Annotated in this window: 10 protein-coding genes; 7 read left to right on the top strand and 3 right to left on the bottom strand. The window is 55.5% G+C overall.

Annotated features, from left to right (window positions below; genetic code table 11):
- Positions 1-256: 256 nt before the first annotated feature.
- Complete coding sequence (locus PGS25_RS04035) at positions 257-667, bottom strand: hypothetical protein (protein WP_270417786.1); 411 nt, start codon at positions 665-667, stop codon at positions 257-259.
- Positions 664-3,078, bottom strand: a complete 2,415-nt coding sequence (locus tag PGS25_RS04030) for an ATP-dependent helicase (protein ID WP_270417785.1) — start codon at positions 3,076-3,078, stop codon at positions 664-666. The genes PGS25_RS04035 and PGS25_RS04030 overlap by 4 nt, the downstream gene beginning before the upstream one ends.
- Before the next feature lie 138 nt (positions 3,079-3,216).
- Here PGS25_RS04030 and PGS25_RS04025 point away from each other — a divergent pair, with 138 nt between their 5' ends.
- Positions 3,217-3,591: a DUF4186 domain-containing protein gene (locus PGS25_RS04025; RefSeq protein ID WP_270417784.1), complete on the top strand. Its 375-nt coding sequence runs from the start codon at positions 3,217-3,219 to the stop codon at positions 3,589-3,591.
- 81 nt (positions 3,592-3,672) lie between these two features.
- Here the strand turns inward: PGS25_RS04025 and PGS25_RS04020 are convergent, their stop codons facing one another.
- Complete coding sequence (locus tag PGS25_RS04020; protein WP_270417783.1) at positions 3,673-3,867, bottom strand: hypothetical protein; 195 nt, start codon at positions 3,865-3,867, stop codon at positions 3,673-3,675.
- A gap of 440 nt (positions 3,868-4,307) precedes the next feature.
- On the opposite strand from PGS25_RS04020, the gene PGS25_RS04015 reads away from it, so the two are divergent.
- The 6 genes from PGS25_RS04015 to PGS25_RS03990 all read left to right on the top strand — a co-directional run bounded on the left by PGS25_RS04015 (position 4,308) and on the right by PGS25_RS03990 (position 17,750).
- Complete coding sequence (locus tag PGS25_RS04015) at positions 4,308-4,832, top strand: adenine phosphoribosyltransferase (RefSeq protein WP_110435309.1); 525 nt, start codon at positions 4,308-4,310, stop codon at positions 4,830-4,832.
- A gap of 62 nt (positions 4,833-4,894) precedes the next feature.
- A complete protein-coding gene (locus PGS25_RS04010; RefSeq protein WP_118728844.1) occupies positions 4,895-6,256 on the top strand; it encodes an NCS2 family permease in 1,362 nt (453 codons plus the stop codon).
- 230 nt (positions 6,257-6,486) lie between these two features.
- A complete protein-coding gene (locus PGS25_RS04005; RefSeq protein ID WP_270417782.1) occupies positions 6,487-15,819 on the top strand; it encodes a prepilin-type N-terminal cleavage/methylation domain-containing protein in 9,333 nt (3,110 codons plus the stop codon).
- 21 nt (positions 15,820-15,840) lie between these two features.
- Positions 15,841-16,695 (top strand): hypothetical protein, encoded by an 855-nt coding sequence (locus PGS25_RS04000; protein ID WP_270417781.1) that lies wholly within the window; start codon positions 15,841-15,843, stop codon positions 16,693-16,695.
- Positions 16,688-17,050, top strand: coding sequence for a type IV pilus modification PilV family protein (locus tag PGS25_RS03995; protein WP_270417780.1), 363 nt, complete (start codon positions 16,688-16,690; stop codon positions 17,048-17,050). Before PGS25_RS04000 ends, PGS25_RS03995 begins: the two co-directional genes overlap by 8 nt.
- Before the next feature lie 4 nt (positions 17,051-17,054).
- On the top strand, positions 17,055-17,750 hold the full coding sequence (locus tag PGS25_RS03990; protein WP_270417779.1) for a type IV pilus modification PilV family protein: 696 nt from the start codon (positions 17,055-17,057) through the stop codon (positions 17,748-17,750).
- Positions 17,751-17,785 lie beyond the last annotated feature (35 nt).

The following is a 17,785-nucleotide window of genomic DNA, read 5'->3' as shown; positions in this document are numbered from 1 at the left end:
AAAAGGAGTTGAGACTGTCGAAAAACTTCGTTTTTCCGACAATCTGTGTTTTGACTTCGCAAAACACGGACGTCCGAAAGTTCCCGTGCGGAAACTTTCTCCCTCTGAAAGTATGAAAACCGAGGTACACGCCCCGGTTTTCATGCATTTGGGCTGCAAATGCTATTTCATACGCGCTGCCGCGCGACAGCATTAGCATCGCGAAAACGAACTTAATTGACAGCCTAAAAAGGAGTTCTCGTGAGAGAACTCCTTTTTATTTGTGCGGAGACAGAAGGATTTGTACTATCAGCACACAAATTTCAACCAGATACGCAGTATAAAGCGCAAGTATCACTTTGCCAAGCCGCAATTCAGCTGCAATCGAGCAGTACAGCAGGAACGGAAAGCTGACGAGCATCAGAAGCACGATCAGCGCCGCAATCTGAAATTTACTGCGCGGCAGCCGCCCCAATCGGAATACAATCATACCGATAAGAAAAATAACGGTAAATACCGCAAACAGAATCGCGAGCTGGCGGCGGCCTGCGTGCAGTGCGCCTGCACTGACATCCGGTGGAACATCGGATAAAATACCCGTGAGATACCACAGCGGGAGCGCACATATCACGAAAAACGTGAGCGCGAGATGGTGCAGCGCCAGGCAGAATTCCTGTCGTTTGCTCATAATTTATGCATAAACTGTCCGGCCGACTTAGCCATCAGCCGCTTGGTGCCCTTCTGATCAAACGCAATTTCGAGCAGGGCATCGCCGCCCATCGGCTTTACCGACACGATCAGTCCATCACCGAAGGCCTTATGGAACACGCGGTCGCCTGCGGCAAAATTCGGCAGCGGCTTGCTTTGGGCTGCCGAGGCCAGCGACGCGCTCGGCGCAGTATTTGCGGCAGAAACGTACCGCGCGCGAGCCACCTGCGGACGTGAAAGCGTTGGATCGGGTGCAGTTGCGTTTGAGAACCGGCGGCTTTCGGTGATATTGCTCTCAAGCAGCTCCTCCGGCATCTCATCAACAAAGCGCGACGGATGCGAATACTGCGTGCGGCCGTACAGCAGGCGGCGCTCCGCACAGGTGAGATATAGCTGCTCCTTTGCGCGGGTGACGGCAACGTAGCACAGGCGGCGTTCCTCCTCCATGTCCTCGTCCTTCTCCATTGCACGGAAGCCGGGGAACAGCCCGTCTTCCATGCCCGCGAGGAATACGACAGGGAATTCCAGACCCTTGGCGGCATGCATGGTCATCATGATAACCGCGTCATCGTCCTCGCCGGACTGGTCGGCATCCGTGTACAGCGCCATGTTCTCGAGAAAATCGCCGAGCGACGGCGTTTCGGTCTTGTCCTCGTAATCGACAATGTAGGATTTTAACTCCTCGATGTGCTCAATGCGGCTTTCCTCTTCTGCACCGCCCTTTAGCTGCAGCGCACGGATGTAGCCGCTTTTGTCCATGAGTTCATCGTACAGCTCGGAAAGCGAAACAAATTCCCGCAGCTTGCGCAGATTTTCGATCATCTCGCCGAACTTCTCCATTGCCGCGGCGCCGCGGGACAGGGCAGGGTACTGAGAAGCATGGCATACCACATCATACAGCGTTGTGCCATACTCGACGGCAAGCTGCATGGCGGTTTCGACCGACTTATCGCCAATCTTGCGGGCAGGCGTGTTGATGATACGGCGCAGGCGCAGCTCGTCCGCCGGATTTTCGATCACCCACAGGTAGGCGAACATGTCCTTGACCTCGGCGCGGGAGAAGAAGTCGCGGCCCTTGTATACGCGGTACGGAATGCCTGCGCGGATGAATGCGGCGGCAATGTTATCCGACAGGACGTTATTGCGGTACAGAACGGCAAAATCTCCCCATTTTCGGCCCTGCTCCACGCCCTCGCGGATGGTGTCCGCGATGTAGGCAGCCTCGCCCTCCTGGCTGTCCGAGCGATGCAGACGGATTTTCGCACCGTCACCGTGGTCGGTCCACAGTTCCTTGCCCTTGCGGCCGACGTTGTTGCGGATAACCTCGTTTGCGGCATTGAGAATGTTGCCGGTCGAGCGGTAATTCTGCTCCAGACGGATGGTTTTCGCGTCCTTGAACTGCTTTTCAAACTCCAGAATGTTCGTGATGGTTGCACCGCGGAACTTGTAGATACTCTGGTCGTCATCGCCGACAACGCAGATGTTCTCGTAATAGCCTGCCAGCAGGCTGGTGAGCACATACTGCGCGTAGTTGGTATCCTGATACTCGTCCACGAGCACATAGCGGAACTGGCGCTGGTAGTATTCCAGCACCTCGGGGTTGTTCTGCAGCAGCAGCACGGTTTTCATGATAATATCGTCGAAATCCAGTGCACAGGCCTTTTTCATGGCCTTTTCGTAATCGCGGTAGACGTCTGCGACCTTTTCACGGAAATAGTCACCGACGGCATCCGCGCTGAACTGACGCGGGGTCATCAGCTTGTCCTTCGCGCGGGAGATCATGCCCATCACGGTTCGCGGATCAAAATTCTTGGGATCGAGATCGAGCTTTTTCATTACGTTGAGAATGACGCGCTTCTTGTCGTCCTCATCGTAGATGGTGAACGCGCTTTCAAAGCCGAGCAGATCAACATGCTTGCGCAGAATGCGCAGGCAGGCTGTGTGGAAGGTGTACGCCCAGACAGCGGACGCGGCTTCCTCGTCACCGAGGGCAAATTCCAGACGCTCGCGCAGCTCGCGCGCGGCCTTGTTCGTGAACGTGATCGCAATCACCTGCCACGGGCGGGCGGGATTCATCGCGCACAGGTGCTCCGCACGGGCACGGTTCTCTGGGTTAGGGTCGGTCAGGTATTCGGTCAGGAATAGAAGATCGTCCTCGGTCGCCCAGTCGGGCGCATAGGGATTGTCCAGTCCATCGCCGAACTTGAGAATGTTGATGATGCGGTTGATGAGCACGGTCGTCTTGCCGCTGCCTGCACCCGCCAGGATGAGCAGCGGACCCTCGGTCTGATAGACAGCCTCGCGCTGCTTGTCGTTTAACTTGGAAAAGCGCTGTTCGATGATCGCACGCCGGACAGCGGCATATTTCATATCAAATTTGGTCGGTTCCATAGGTTTCCTCGTTTCGTTTGAAGATACAGAAAATCAAATGCAGAGATAGTATATCATATTCGGGAAAAGAAAACAAATGTTCTATCCGGATTGCGTAAAAAAGTCGATCGGAGTATACTATAAAAAGAGGTGAGCACAATGACAGACAAACAGCGGCAGGAAACCTATGCACAGATGCTCGTGCGGCTTTCGCGCTCGAATTTCCGCAGCCGTTTTCATTTGAAGGCACAGGATAAGCAGTACATCCGCGAGAAGGGATGGAACACGGTTGCCGACCACGCGGCAGATTTCGTTTCCAAGCGGCTTGCACCGGCCGAGCCGAAAAACGACGGCAAGCAGACCCCCATGCGGGGACATCCGGTGTTCATCGCGCAGCACGCTACCGCCTGCTGCTGCCGCGGCTGTCTGGAGAAGTGGCACGGCATTCCGCAGGGCGTGTCGCTTTCGGCGGAGCAGCAGGTCTATATCGTTGGAATGCTGATGAGCTGGATGAGGAGAGAAATGGAAAATTGAGAATTAGAGTAAGAGTGAAGAGAGACTTGCGGTTTACCGCTCTCCATAGAATAAAAAAGAGACGCAGTTGCGTCTCTTCTGCTATTTTGGCATATAGCTGCGGATAATACATAGTATGAGTGTGATTCCGCTGGAAACACCAATCAGGTATTGATGGTTGATATAATCGTCCATCGTGTGCGGTGTGTGGGCAGTCAGAGTGATCCAAACCGCAATTCCGACAGCAATCATGGCCGACAGGGCACAGAGAATATTGATAACGCTTTTTCGATTCATCACAGTAGCCTCCCATCATAAACGAGGTTAGTCGGTATATACACAGCATAGCACAGCGATAGGAAGAACGCAATAAATGTGATGCAGATGGTTACAGTAAATAGCGGTTATATAAAAGGTAAGAGGTACTAAAGATGAAACTCTCAGATGCCGTCCGTAACCACCGGGCCAACGAGTTGCCCGCCGCCGCGGGTGCGGCGAACCACCGAACCAAAGGCTGGCACTCGCTCCGCATCTGATAGTGAACAATTTGATGAGGATTTGTATAGCTGTAATAATCTTCGTGTTAAAAAATCTGCATTTCGTACAATCAATCTCTTGTCACAAACGACACGATTTGATAATATATAAGAAGTGTTGCTGTTTTACGCGCTAAATGGTAAAAACAGCATAATTGATTCTCTGCCGGGCGGCAGGGATAAGGAGGAAATTGAGGTTTCATGAGTAAGGTTGAGCAGTATATCACCAGCATTCCGGATTTTCCGAAGGAGGGCATCATCTTCCGCGATATTACCACCGTGCTCGGTGATGCGGACGGCTTCCATCTGGCGGTGGACGAGATGACTGCGCTGCTGGACGGCGTGGAGTTTGACGCAATCGCCGGTCTGGAATCCCGCGGATTCCTGTTCGGTGCACCGATGGCGTACAATCTGCATAAGGCATTCATTCCGATCCGCAAGCAGGGCAAGCTGCCGCGTGCAACGTCCCGCATGTCCTACGAGCTGGAATACGGCATGGAGACCATCGAGGTACACCGCGATGACATCAAGCCGGGCATGAAGATTGTCGTTGTGGACGACCTCATCGCTACCGGCGGCACGCTTGAGGCGGCTGTCCACCTGTTGGAGCAGCTCGGCGCGAAGGTCGTCAAGGTTGTCTGCCTGCTGGAGCTCAAGGGTCTGCACGGACGCGACCGCATCAAAACCTGTCCGGCGGAGACGGTTGTCGCTTACGAGGGGAAGTAAGTAAAATTATCATTTCACAGTAATCAAGGCGAAAGCCTGAAAATTTAAAAGGGGGTTATTCGATGTTTGAACGTGTTTTCAAGCTATCGGAACACAAAACCACAGTCAAGACCGAGGTCATGGCCGGTATCACTACTTTTATGACCATGGCGTACATCCTTGCCGTAAACCCGAGCGTACTCGGCTCCACCGGTATGGATACCACCGCGGTATTGCTGGCAACCGCCCTGGCATCCTGCCTGGGCACGCTGTGCATGGCGTTTATGGCAAACCTGCCGTTCGCGCTCTCTGCCGGCATGGGTCTGAACGCCTTCATGGCGTACACCGTTGTTGCAGGCTATGGCTACAGCTGGCAGGTTGCGTTGCTGGCCGTATTCATTGAGGGCCTGATCTTCATCGTCCTGTCGCTCACCAACATCCGTGAGGCCATCTTCAATGCCATTCCGCTGACGCTCAAAAAGGGTGTTTCGGTTGGTATCGGTCTGTTCATCGCCTTCATCGGCCTGCAGAACTCCGGTCTGTGCGTGGACTCCGCAACGCTGGTCGGCATCATCAGCTTCCCGGAGAATTTCCACACCGCAGGCATCTGCGCACTGCTGACGCTGATCGGTCTGTTCTTCACCGCAGTATTCTATACCCGCAAGATGAAGGGCGCCATCCTGTACGGCATCCTGCTGACCTGGATCCTCGGCATGATCTGTCAGGTGACCGGCCTTTACGTTCCGACGCCGGACGCAGGCTTCTATTCTCTGTTCCCGAGCTGGGGCATGACCGACTTCTCCAGACTGGGTCTGACCTTCGGCCAGTGCTTCAACGTGGATTTCAGCGCGGTTGGCATCGTAAACTTCATCGTTGTCATCTTCTCGTTCCTGTTCGTTGATATCTTCGACACCCTCGGCACGCTGATCGGTGTTGCCACTAAGGCGAAGATGCTCGATAAGGACGGCAAGCTGCCGGGCATCAAGCCCGCTCTGCTGGCAGACTCGATTGCAACCTCCGCAGGTGCAATTCTGGGTACTTCCACCACCACCACCTTTGTTGAGTCCGCATCCGGCGTTGCAGTCGGCGGCCGTACCGGCCTGACCGCTCTGGTTACCGGCATCCTGTTCCTTGTATCCACGCTGTTTGCACCGATCTTCACTGCCATCCCGTCCTTCGCAACCGCTCCGGCGCTGATCATGGTCGGCTTCCTGATGGTAGGCACCGTAACCGAGATCAACTTCGATCTGGACAACCTGACCGAGTCCATCCCGGCTTATCTCGCCATCATCGCTATGCCGCTGTTCTACAGCATCTCCGAGGGTATCTCTCTGGGCGTTATCTCCTACGTTCTGCTGAATGTTGCAGCCGGCAAGGGCAAGAAGGTTGCTCCGCTGATGTACGTTCTGGCAGTACTGTTCGTACTCAAGTACATCTTCCTTTAATTAAGAAATCGTAAAGATTGCAGAAGGCTGCCGAAGCTCGCTTCGGCAGCCTTTTTTGTATGGCATGAAAATCATGGTGAATATCAGAGGAAATACGCGAAAACAGTGGGGATTGCAGTTGAACGGTGTCGATACTTGACAGAAAACGTAGGAGTTGGTAAAATATAAAATGACTAAATTGGGGCAGTATACCCATTTATCCTATATCCGAAGGGAAGGAGGCAGCGAATATGACACAGCAGCGTAAAAAGTTCGGAAAAGGCGGCTTTACCCTCGTAGAGCTGGTGGTTGCACTGGTCATTCTGAGCATTCTGTTTGCCATCGCTGTACCGAGCCTTCTGGGGTATATCCATCTGTCACAGTTCCGAAAGAATGAATCGTACGCTAAGACCATGTATCTGTCGGCAGAATCCGAGCTGACCTACCTTCGTACCGGCGGTGAATGGGAGTCGTTCTGCAGTAAGGTGAAGAAGGAAGGCGTGCTGAATCAGTCGTTTGATGAGTCGGACGAGGACCGGAAAAAGCTGGTCGGCCGTATTTACGGCATTCGTCTGGATGCAGGCGAATACGCAGAAGGCGAGCTGTCGGGTGACGGTGCGCTCGTTGGTGCGCTTCTTTCGCAGGATACCTATGATAAAAGTGTGCTGAATGCTGCAATCTGCATCGAAATCGACGTGGAAAGCGGTCAGATTTATTCGGTTTTCTACGGCACAAACTGCAAGGGACTGTACTACGGATCGAATGAGGACAGCAAACCGGCGGATATGTCCGGCAGCTGGCTGGATATTGATTACAGCAAGCGCGGCCGCGATACGCGCCGGGAAGAACGGCTGGGCTATTACTCGGTTCAGGATGCAGTCAATGCTGTCAGTCTGGATGCGACTAAGCTGAAGATCACCTCGATCAATCTGGTAAACGGTGAAACTTTGTCGCTGAACTGGTCGAGCAATGTGAAGGATCAGGATCTGGATAAGGTTTATTACGAGGTCAAGCTGTACAGCAGTGAGGATAAAGCGCAGCTTCTGTCGATCAATATTCCGGGCAGAGATTTGAAAACGGGTTCGCAGTCGGTTGCGGTTACGACCGAGGATAATGCGACGAAGAATTATACCTTCCCCATGGAATATGACCGGACCGGCAAGCGGGCAACACTCGTGCTGGACGGTATGATGAATGCGAAGCTGTACGACCGGCTGGATAAGCTGTCCGCTGATAACAAAGCAGCCTTCCGGCAGAGCAGCGATACCAGCATCACGCGCTTCGGCGGCAAGCTGGAAACCCCGCTGAATGTTTACGCAGCCGTGCAGGTGTTTCCGGACCCGAACGCAGAAAACACCCGCGGTGAGGAGTATCAAAAGAGTGACGCTATCGAATCCAATAAGGCGAACACGCTTTTCGGTGACGGCACCCGGTCGGATAACAGCCGGTGCGAGATCGAAACCTTCCGTCATCTGTCCAATATCCGTTATATGGATACGACGGCGGCATTTGCCGTTACCGCGCGTTCACTGGACTGGATGAGCGACAGTGTAAAGGTTTACGGTACGGCAGCCCGCGGCGCACTTTCGGTTTCCACCGGCAAGGATATCGGCTTCCCGAGCATCCCTGCGCTGCGCAGCAATCAGACACTGGACGGCACAGGCGGTCTGCTGAACCGCATTGCCGGCGTGTTTACCGGCGGGAATGCCATCAGTAATCTCAAGCTGGATGAGATCTCGATTGCCGATGACGCAGAATATCTTGGTCTGTTTCAAAAAAACGCAGGCACGATCCATGATCTGCGCCTGCTCAATCCGCAGGTGAAGATCGCATCGGGCAAGCTCAAGGGTGTCGGCGCTGTCTGCGGTTACAGCAACGGTTCTTTGAAGGGCGATACCGTGGACGGCACCGAAGCCGAGGTGGAGGCTGCGCTGACTTCGGCACAGGCGCAGGGCATCGGCGGTGTGGCCGGTGTGATTGAGGTCAGCGATTCTAAGTCAGTAATCAAGCTGTCTGCATCGGGTACTGTAACCGGTACGCTGCCGACCGGCGGTACTGCGCGCGGTATCGGCGGTATTGCGGGCAGCCTGACAACAAACGGTGCCGCAGTCAAGACCCTGACCAACAGCGCCGCTGTAACGGGCAATCGCTCGGTTGGCGGCATTGCAGGCTATTTTTCCGGCAAGGATCAGGCCACGGGAAAAGATATGTCTGGCTGCAAAAATGAGGGCCTGATTCTCAGCAGCACAGCCGCAGATGATCATTCGCTGGCAGGACATTATATCGGCGGCATTGTCGGCTACGCGCATAAGGCGTCTCTTTCCGAATGCAGGAGCCGTGCCGGATATGCGGACAGTTATACCTATAAGCAGGAGGATAGAGACAGGCTGCGCGGCAGATATGTCGGCGGCATTGTCGGCTACGGCGAACAAAGTGTGCTGTATGACTGCGAGACCGAGGCAAACGGCTACGTTCTCGGCAGCGAGTATGTCGGCGGCATCATCGGTGCGCTGAATCAGTCTGATACGCAGACGGCACTGCTCAGTGAAAACGGCACCAGAACAACCGTTAACGCAAGCTATGTCATCGGCAATTCGTATGTCGGCGGCATCATCGGTGAGAATAAAGGCGGTTCGACGATCAAAAACTGCGTCAACACAGGTGTCGTTGCAGGATACAATGTATTTATCGGCGGTATTTGCGGTGCAAATGAGAACAATGCGGCCATCATAAACTGTGCAAGCTATGTTTCGGACACCAATAATGCGATCTACAGGCGTGTCACGGACTGGGGAGCCGTCGGCAGCTATGCGGGCGGTCTGACCGGCTACAACAGCGGCACGATCACCTTCAGCGACAAGGATAACGCAGTCTCCACTCGGAGTGTGGCGGGTATCGTCGTCGGCAGACACTATGTCGGCGGTCTGGTCGGCTATAACGACACGGACGGCACGATTGACATCAATTACACGCTCATCGGCGGCCGTGTTGCCGCAACCGGAGACTGTGTCGGCGGTCTGATCGGTCTGAATGCTTCGACAAAGCTGCTCGAGAAGAAGCTGACCATCAAGCCGAGCAGTGTGCAGGGACGGTACTATGTCGGCGGTGCGATCGGTGCAAATGTGGTCAATCCGGGAGAGGATGTCACGGTCAGCGGTCTCAAGGTCGATAACAGCCTTGGCACGGTCACTGCAGAGGCATTCTGCGGCGGTCTGATCGGTTATCAGCGCACCTACACGGAGAAAGACCGGGCAGGCGGAACGCTGTATGCGCTTCTGCCGGGCATCGCGGCAAACAACAGCAATGTGCCGGGAACGGTCAAGGCTTCTACCAATACGCATACCATCACCATCACAGCGGACGGCAACAGTGCAGGCAGGCTGTCTGCGGTTTCCAACAACATGACCATCCGCGCGTATGCGTATGCAGGCGGCATTATCGGCAGCTGTGAGCCGCAGACCCGGATGAAGGTGGAGCACTGCCTGAATGCAGGCGGCTTTGACCGTCCGGCAGAGGACACCTTCCCGGACAGTAAGCTGAAAACCGGTGTGGATATGGTGTCCTATCTGCAGGCGCAGAAGTACACGGATGCCGCGAAGGCGCTCTCCGATGAGCTGGGCGGCGGCGAGCTGCGTATTTCCGTCATCGGCGGTGTGATCGGCGTCAACGGTGAGAATCAGGTGATAGACCACTGTGCCAGCAAGGGCACGATGAACGGCCTGAATGCCATGGGCGGCGTGGTCGGTCTGAACGAGGGCATCATCCGCGACTGCACGCTCTCCGGCAGCATGGGCAGTGCAACGCAGGATTATATCGGCGGTATCGCGGGTCTGAATGTCGGCAGCAGGACGGCGGGCACGATTGAAAACTGCACGACCGAGAAAAACTGCACCGTCACCGGACGGAACACGGTCGGCGGCATCGTCGGCTATAATCTCAGCGGCGGCAGGATACAGAACAATACCAGCAGCGCCAATGTCAGCGGTGCAGGCCGTGTCGGCGGTATTGCGGGCGAAAACGGCGGTGCGATTACGCTTTCGAGCACACCGGCAGGAAAGCGCCGTGTCAACGGCAGCGGCAGCGGTGTCGGCGGCGTGATTGGCGTGAATACCGCAACCGGCACGCTCAGTCCGGCAAGCGGCAGCGTGCAGGGCGATGTCATTGCTGCGGATAACAAGCTGACCGTGCACGGCAGCAGTATGGTCGGCGGTATTGCCGGCATCAACCGCGGCACACTCGGCGGCACGAGCATCAACTGCCTGACCAATCAGGCGGCAGAGGTCCGTGCGGCGGCGGGCAGTGCAGGCGGCGTTGTCGGCGCGCAGGAGGGCACAAAGGCTGTTCTGCGGTACGCGAAGAATCTCGGTCAGGTGACCGCGAATGTCGGTGCGGCAGGCGGCATTGTCGGCATGAACAGCGCGGGCAGCACGGTCGAGAGCTGTATCGGCAACGGCAGTGTCACCAGTAACGACGGCTATGCAGGCGGCGTTGCCAGCGAAAACTACGGTACGATCAGGAGCTGCAGCGTCGGCACGGACAACAGGGTAACGCTTATCACCCGCAACAAGACTGCGGCAGGCGCGATTTGTGCGGTAAACCACAAGGGCGGTACGGTTCAGGGAGCGACACTCGGCGATCATATCACGATTTCCGGCAGTGCATTCATTCTGGGTGCTGTTGTCGGAGACAACAGCGGTACGGTCACTGCAACCGAGGTTTCGCAGCAGCCGACATACAGCGTTTCCGCAAGCACGCTGCAGGTCGGCGGTGCAGTCGGCATCAATCGAGCGGGCGGTACGGTCAGCAAGGTGAAGGTCACCTCGGATTTTGAGAAATTCACGAAGTATACCTATCTCGGCGGTGTAGTCGGTCAGAATAATGCAAGCGGCAAGGTAACCGAATGCACGTATTCCGGCACGATCGACGAAGGAAAGAGCGCGGTCGGCAACTGCTACGGCGGCATTGCCGGACTGAACGGCGGTCTGCTGCAGGGCAGCACAGTTTCCAGGCTGACGCTGACGGCGGATGGTGTGTACACCGCAACCTCCACCAGCTCGGCGGCAGAGAAGGAACGCCTGTCCTCGCATATCGGCGGCATTGCAGGCAAGAATGATACGACCGGCATCATCGAGCAGTGCTACATAGACAATACCGGAACCGGCACGATCACGGTCAAAAACGGCATGGTCGGCGGTGTGACCGGCTATAACAAGGGCACGATCACCATGTCCGGCGATAAGAGCACCGAAACCTTGATGGAAAATGTCAGCAAGGTGAGCGACCTGCTGTCCAATGCCGAGGCACAGAAGCTGTCTGCGGATTCCACTTGGGTAAAGTGGGCAGACCGGACGGATGTGGAAAGACTATCCTACAACGGCGGCAGCAAGAGCGTAGCGGCAGACCGCACCATGCAGATCATCGTATCGAGCAACGGCAACCTTGGCGGCGTGGCGGGTTACAACGCGCCGACCGGTGAGCTGAATCGCTGCGTCAGCGGCAGCTGGCTGCTGGTCAACAAGTCGGACGGCATCGGTGTCGGCACCGGCGGTATTGTCGGCATGAACGAGAGCGAAAAGGACCTGTCCTATCTGCTCAATCAGGCGTTTGTCGGCCGCCAGCTGGCAAACGGCGCGACCAGCCGATTTGCAGGCGGTATCATCGGCACACAGACCAACCAGACCACAAGCGACTGGACGATCGAGAACTGTATCAATTATGGTACGGTGTACGGCTATCTGTCGCACTACTCGGGCGGTATCGTCGGCCAGTGGACCAATAACGGCGGTACGATTGAGAACTGCTACAACTACGGCAATCTGCAGACCACGTATGAAACCGGCTGGGTCGGTGCATCCGGCGGTATCGTGGCACAGCTGTATCATGCGGCCTCCGGTCAGGATTTCAATATCATCAGCTGTCAGAATCACGGCAGCGTTTTTGGCCGGGATGGTGCAAACTATTATCATTGGGAGAACGGCAAGAGGGTCAAGGACTGCGCGAACGACAGTGCGGGCATCCTTGGCAACGTTACGGTTTATACGACGTATGATATAAATGCTGCACAGAAGTTCACCATTAACGTTTCGGATTGTGTCAATGCGCCGGGCGTTAAGATCTATTCATCCTCCATGGCCTCCGGTATCGTGGGTTACTTCTCAACAGATACGGCAAGCAGCAAGAACGGCGGTCCAATCGGCACTTCGACCGCAAATATCGTGCTGAATATCGACCGCTGCCGCAACTATGCGGAAACACTGGTCGGCGGCAACAATTATATCGCCGGCATCTTTGGCGACCGGTATAAGGACGGCACTGTGGCGCAGGATAATACTTATATCCAGAACTGTTACTCGGTCATCGGTTCGGATGCGGGTACCAGTACAGGCATCGTATCGCTGAATAACGCCAGCCTGAGCAGCTCCCTGAGCGGTGATAAGGTGGGAAACAATTATTATTTCTTTGATACATGGGGCTTGACGAACACTGCCGGACGAATCTTTGACAGCAGTAATACGCGCAATGAATCACGAAAGGGATTTTCCCGCATGGTTGCCTATGGATACTGGGCAGGCAGTGACGGAAAATGGGCGAATAAGAGCTTTGCCGCCATTGCCGGTCCGCAGCTTGGCGTGATCGACTATACAGACAACCGGATGTATTACAATGTAACAACGGCAAACTCTACGATCGATGAGCATGGCATTATCCGTACGAATATCAATGGTTCTGACCAAATTACGGGACGGATTTTGTTCACCATGCCGGATACACCAACATATAGAGAGATTGCACAGACGAATGGACACGGTGCTTCGTGGCTGCGCCCGCTGCTGTATCAAAAGAATACGGTGTTCAACACAGAGCAAAAGCTGTTTGATGAGTATGTTCGAGAGAACTATCGCGACATGGAGCACGACCAAACCGACAAAAAGCTGGATGCCTCGTTCATGGTCGATTTGAAACAGCAGACAGACGGCAGTTTCGATGTATCCATCGAGGATACGGACCGTCCTTTGTACTACGAGGGTACAGTGCTCGTTGATGACAAGGAAGTACTGTCCAATCTGCGCTTTATCCCGAACCGAAAGGGGCAGGGACAGTGGGACCCGAAGCTGAACGGCACGCAGGCGTACGGCTCCGGTACGACCAGCGGTTCGTTCCAGCTGCCGGCAAGCCTTGCGGCAGACACAGCAGGCAAGACCATTACATTGTCGGTTCGTGCTGTCAGTCTGTTTGAGGATACCGCGCCTTCTGCATGGAAAACTGCGGCGACGCAGGATGTGTCGGTGCTGCCGACACCGGATGTCAATATCCGACTGGTGAGCCATTGGAACAATGGCGCTAAATACCAGATCTCGCTGAAAAACCTTGCGGATTATGCGGTCTTCAGCAACTGGAAGGTTACCTTCAGGCTTGGCTCGCAGACCGTGACCATTGATCAGAACAACCATACCGCCGAGATCAACGGCGATGATTTGAAGGAGCTGATCGTCACGGCAGCGGCGGGCATTACGAACGGCATTCAGCCGGCCTCCGTGACGGATACCATCCCGACCGACACGCCGAAGTACAAGCCGGACGGCAGTATTAACAATCTGTCGGTATCGTACTCGGGCAGTACGGTAGATGATTGCACGGTCACGGCTGCACTGACGGTCAACGAGCCGCAGATGGAAACACCGCCGATTTACCGTATCGAGGTGCTCGGCACGGTTGGCACAAATGAGTATGTGTTTGCGTATGAGGATGTGCTGACCTCGGCGGGCAACACGGTTACGGCAAACTTCCGCGACCTGCCGAAGGAGTATTTCGCGGAGAATGTCACAAATCGTCGGGTGCGTGCATGGTACGCCGCCTCCGGTCTGGGACCGGTTTACACCTATGGTGATACCCGGCAGACCGGCGATGCGTCTGTTACGCTGCGGACTTACAGCGCAGAGGGCGTTCAGCAGCAGGACAAGATCATTTACAGTCATGTCCTTGGCCACGCGAATGACTTTGCAAACTACATTAGAACCGCGGCGCTGAACATCAAGCCGCTGACGGCGCCGGAGCTGAACGACCCGGTACTGATGCAGGAAGATAACGGCAGTATCAGCTACCGGTTCTCGTGGACGCAGCCCGGGCAGGGGACTGCAGTGCCGCACTACAGCGTCAAGCTGACCGGTATTACCGCGGCAGGCGCAAGAATCGGCATTCCGGTCAACGAGGTTTACGGTACGCAGGAGAATCCGAATACTTCCCAATCGTTCACCATCAGCGCGGACGACTGGCAGTACGCCGAGGTTGAGCTGACCGTTACCCGTCTGGGACAGGCATACGGCGAGGTTGGCCTGAGTACGACGAAGAAGTACGCTGTCAAGCAGCGCCTCGAGCGTCCGGGACAGCCGTCGGTAACCAACCCGGATACCAACGAGCTGGAATACACCATCGGTTGGAGCGCCATCGGCAGCGAAAACGGCTGTGCAGGCTATCAGATTTATGTGCAGCCGGAGGGCGAAACGGCCGCTGCCCTGGGTGCGCTTGTGCCCGTCAGGGGCGGCACCTGCTCGGTAAGCCGCAGTCTGGAAGATTACGCCGGCAAGACCATCGACCTCTATCTGGTGGCGGTGGCTGCTGACGATTCCGGTTACGCGGACAGCCCGAACGGTATCGTGTACACGATGACCGTGCCGAAGCGTCTGGATACGCCGAGCGTCAAGTGGTCGTACAACTGGAATGCGGCAGCAAACAACCCGATTCCGGCGGCCGGTTTCCGGAGCGGCGGCCTGCAGGTCACCGTTACGCCGAAAACCGGCACGAACAGCGTACCGCCCGGCGGCAGTACCTATCTGCTGCGGGCAAAAATCACCGGAACGGACGGCACAACGGTGGCTTACCCCGTTTCCGCAATGAGCGAAAGCGGCGGCAGCTACGTCTGCAGCCTGACCGATCTGAATACGAAATATGCAGGCTGTTCTGTACGGTTTGAGGCCCGTATCTCGCAATCCGCCGGACAGGTAAGCTCGGTCTGGGTATCGAGCGGCGATGTGGTATTCCCGCGTGTGAAGCTGGAAGCACCGAGCGCGTCGCTGGCAAACGTGAATGAGACGCTTGCGGTCAGCTATGGTCCGATGAATCGTCTTATCAATACGGCAGAGTGGGCTGCACAGCTTACCGCGCTCTCGTGGGACGAGGTGGCAGACGCTGACCTGTATCGGATTGAATTGACCGATAAGGACGATAATTCCACGACGGTTACCGTCGATATGAGCGGGAACCTGCCGGAGATTATCATAAATGGTCAAAATACGTTTGCAGTTGCAGGGGATGACTGGTATACTGTAAAACAGGGCAGTGCGGTCAACGGCAGATACAGCCTTACCAATGGCAGCATTCGTTATTACAGCTATCAGCCGGATACCATGCTGCAGGTGAAGAACGGCACATTTACATTGAAGCTGCCTAACATTTTCTCCGTGGTAACGCACGAGAATCAGACCCTGCAGCTGACGAATGGTATACAGATCAGCAGGGTAACTGTCATTGCGGACAGCAAGAGCGACCGTTATACGGACTCCGATCCTGCTGAGCGCAAATTTTAGTTACGAAGGGAGGCGGCAGACATGAAGCGGATACGTCAGGGCTGGAACACCCTGCGGCGCAGCAGGCGAAGCGGTGTTTCGCTGATCGTAGCACTTTGTGCTGTCGCCGTCCTGATCGGACTTTCGCTCAGTATCGTGTATTCCTCCTCCATGCTGCTCTCGCGGGCCAACCGCAAGATCGGCAGGGAACGCTGTTATCAGCTGGCGCAGTCCTTTGCACAGGTACTGGACAGCGAACTGCAGGAATACAAAACAATAAAACCGGAATTAGATACCAATTTTGCGCCGGAAGGCTGTTTCTACCGTGAAGTGAACAACATTTTAGCGGAAGATACGGGATTGGGTATTTACGATCCGGACCGTTCGGATGAAACCACTGCCTGCTATAATGCGGGTTCGACCGAGGATAACTACGGCAGGATTACGATTTTGCTCCGTGATGTTACCGATGCGCAGGACCCGATCACAGGCGATACCTTTGCATACGATGCTCGTGACAAAGGCACCGAAAAGGCAGAGCAGACAACCTTTAACAGACATCAGGTTTGGGTAGGCGTCAAGGCGGAAAAGGGAGCGGACAGCTACATGTACACCACAGAATACCGCCGAAAGGACAGTTTTCAGCCGATCTACACATGGGAAGGGGAAGTCGGCGTCAGCGGACAGTTCCCGGTCTACTGGGTAAACGGCCGCTTTTGCCGAAGTGCCAACGGCGAGGAGCCGGTAGAACCCAAGGTCATTGGCGAGGGCAAGGATGCCCGCACGGAGTATGTGGAGATCAGCTACACCTATGATATCAACAATCCAACGTACAGCCGATACGAACCCATCCACAAGCCGGCAGCCCGGACAACCGGAGGTGCAGCCGATGAATAGACTGATTCGCGTGCTGCGCGACCGCCGGGGCGAATCCATGGTGGAAATTCTGGTTTCCACGGTGGTGTTCATGCTGCTGCTGGGCGCGCTGAACGGCGCAGTCGGCTTTGCCTCAAATGCGCAGCGCAAGTCGGAGCAGCTCCGCAGGGACGCGACCGAACTGCAGGAAAGCGTGCGCGGGAGTGCAGAAGTCGCGGACGGCGAAGCTGCCGCATACGATTTTAAGGTAACGACGTCGGACGGCGAAGATACCGATATTGACGCCTTCCGCGTAAAGGTAAAAAAGCAGACCGTAAACGCCAAAACCGAGAACGGCAAAACCGTGCCCTTCTACCGGTTTGCGAAGGGAGAGTGACGGCATGAAACGCATTCGCTCAATCCTGCGCGGCCGGGAAGGCATGACACTGGTGGAGCTTGTGGTCGGCGCCGGACTGCTGTGTCTGGTCATCGGCGTATTCAGTGCGTCGCTGCGGCCGGCGGCCGAGGTATCGCGCCGCACGCAGGAGCTGAACAGCGCCGAGCTGATCGCGGACGACCTGCTTGAAACCGTGCGCAGCAAGGTGGAGACCGCCACGGATTACATCAAATGCTACGATAACGGCGCGGACGTAACGAATAAAACCGGTTCGTCCGAAGGCTCGGCGATCGAGTTTGGCTATGAGACCGAACAGGGATATAACGCGGCGGAGCTGCTGACGGCAGACGGCTGCGGACCAACCAAAATCGTGATTGCCGATAAGGACTCCGGTGAGCAGCCTCGGGTGGAAAAGGGTTATCTTGTCGAGCGCTATTATAAAGACGGCTACAGTCAGGATGCGGACGGCAATCCCATTGCCCGAGCCATGACGAAAACCTACGCAGAGGGCTTTTATATGGGGCTGCGCGCCGGACTGCATTTCAAAATCGACGAAGCAAAGCACACCGTTACCGCCACCGTGACAATTTACCGCGATAAGGATTTGACCGATAAAATCTATTCGGATTCGCTCATTATCGACCTGCGGTACGATATTTCGGTGAAAACCGGGGTAACGGCAACGAAAAAGCCGGCATAACGGCAATACCATATGTGTAACTCTGCGGAGCACCG

This window comes from Butyricicoccus sp. AM78-15b2TA (genome assembly GCF_027665985.1).
GTDB lineage: Bacteria > Bacillota > Clostridia > Oscillospirales > Butyricicoccaceae > Agathobaculum > Agathobaculum butyriciproducens.
Note: the sequence above shows the minus strand (reverse complement) of the source record. Positions and strands in the feature narration are given on the sequence as shown.

Excerpts from the sequence above, each read along its gene's own strand:
- PGS25_RS04005 (WP_270417782.1), top strand. The coding sequence starts at position 6,487 with ATGACACAGCAGCGTAAAAAGTTCGGAAAAGGCGGCTTTACCCTCGTA.
- PGS25_RS04025 (WP_270417784.1), top strand. The coding sequence starts at position 3,217 with ATGACAGACAAACAGCGGCAGGAAACCTATGCACAGATGCTCGTGCGG.
- PGS25_RS04015 (WP_110435309.1), top strand. The coding sequence starts at position 4,308 with ATGAGTAAGGTTGAGCAGTATATCACCAGCATTCCGGATTTTCCGAAG.
- PGS25_RS04020 (WP_270417783.1), bottom strand. The coding sequence starts at position 3,867 with ATGAATCGAAAAAGCGTTATCAATATTCTCTGTGCCCTGTCGGCCATG.
- PGS25_RS04030 (WP_270417785.1), bottom strand. The coding sequence starts at position 3,078 with ATGGAACCGACCAAATTTGATATGAAATATGCCGCTGTCCGGCGTGCG.
- PGS25_RS04000 (WP_270417781.1), top strand. The coding sequence starts at position 15,841 with ATGAAGCGGATACGTCAGGGCTGGAACACCCTGCGGCGCAGCAGGCGA.
- PGS25_RS04010 (WP_118728844.1), top strand. The coding sequence starts at position 4,895 with ATGTTTGAACGTGTTTTCAAGCTATCGGAACACAAAACCACAGTCAAG.
- PGS25_RS04035 (WP_270417786.1), bottom strand. The coding sequence starts at position 667 with ATGAGCAAACGACAGGAATTCTGCCTGGCGCTGCACCATCTCGCGCTC.
- PGS25_RS03990 (WP_270417779.1), top strand. The coding sequence starts at position 17,055 with ATGAAACGCATTCGCTCAATCCTGCGCGGCCGGGAAGGCATGACACTG.
- PGS25_RS03995 (WP_270417780.1), top strand. The coding sequence starts at position 16,688 with ATGAATAGACTGATTCGCGTGCTGCGCGACCGCCGGGGCGAATCCATG.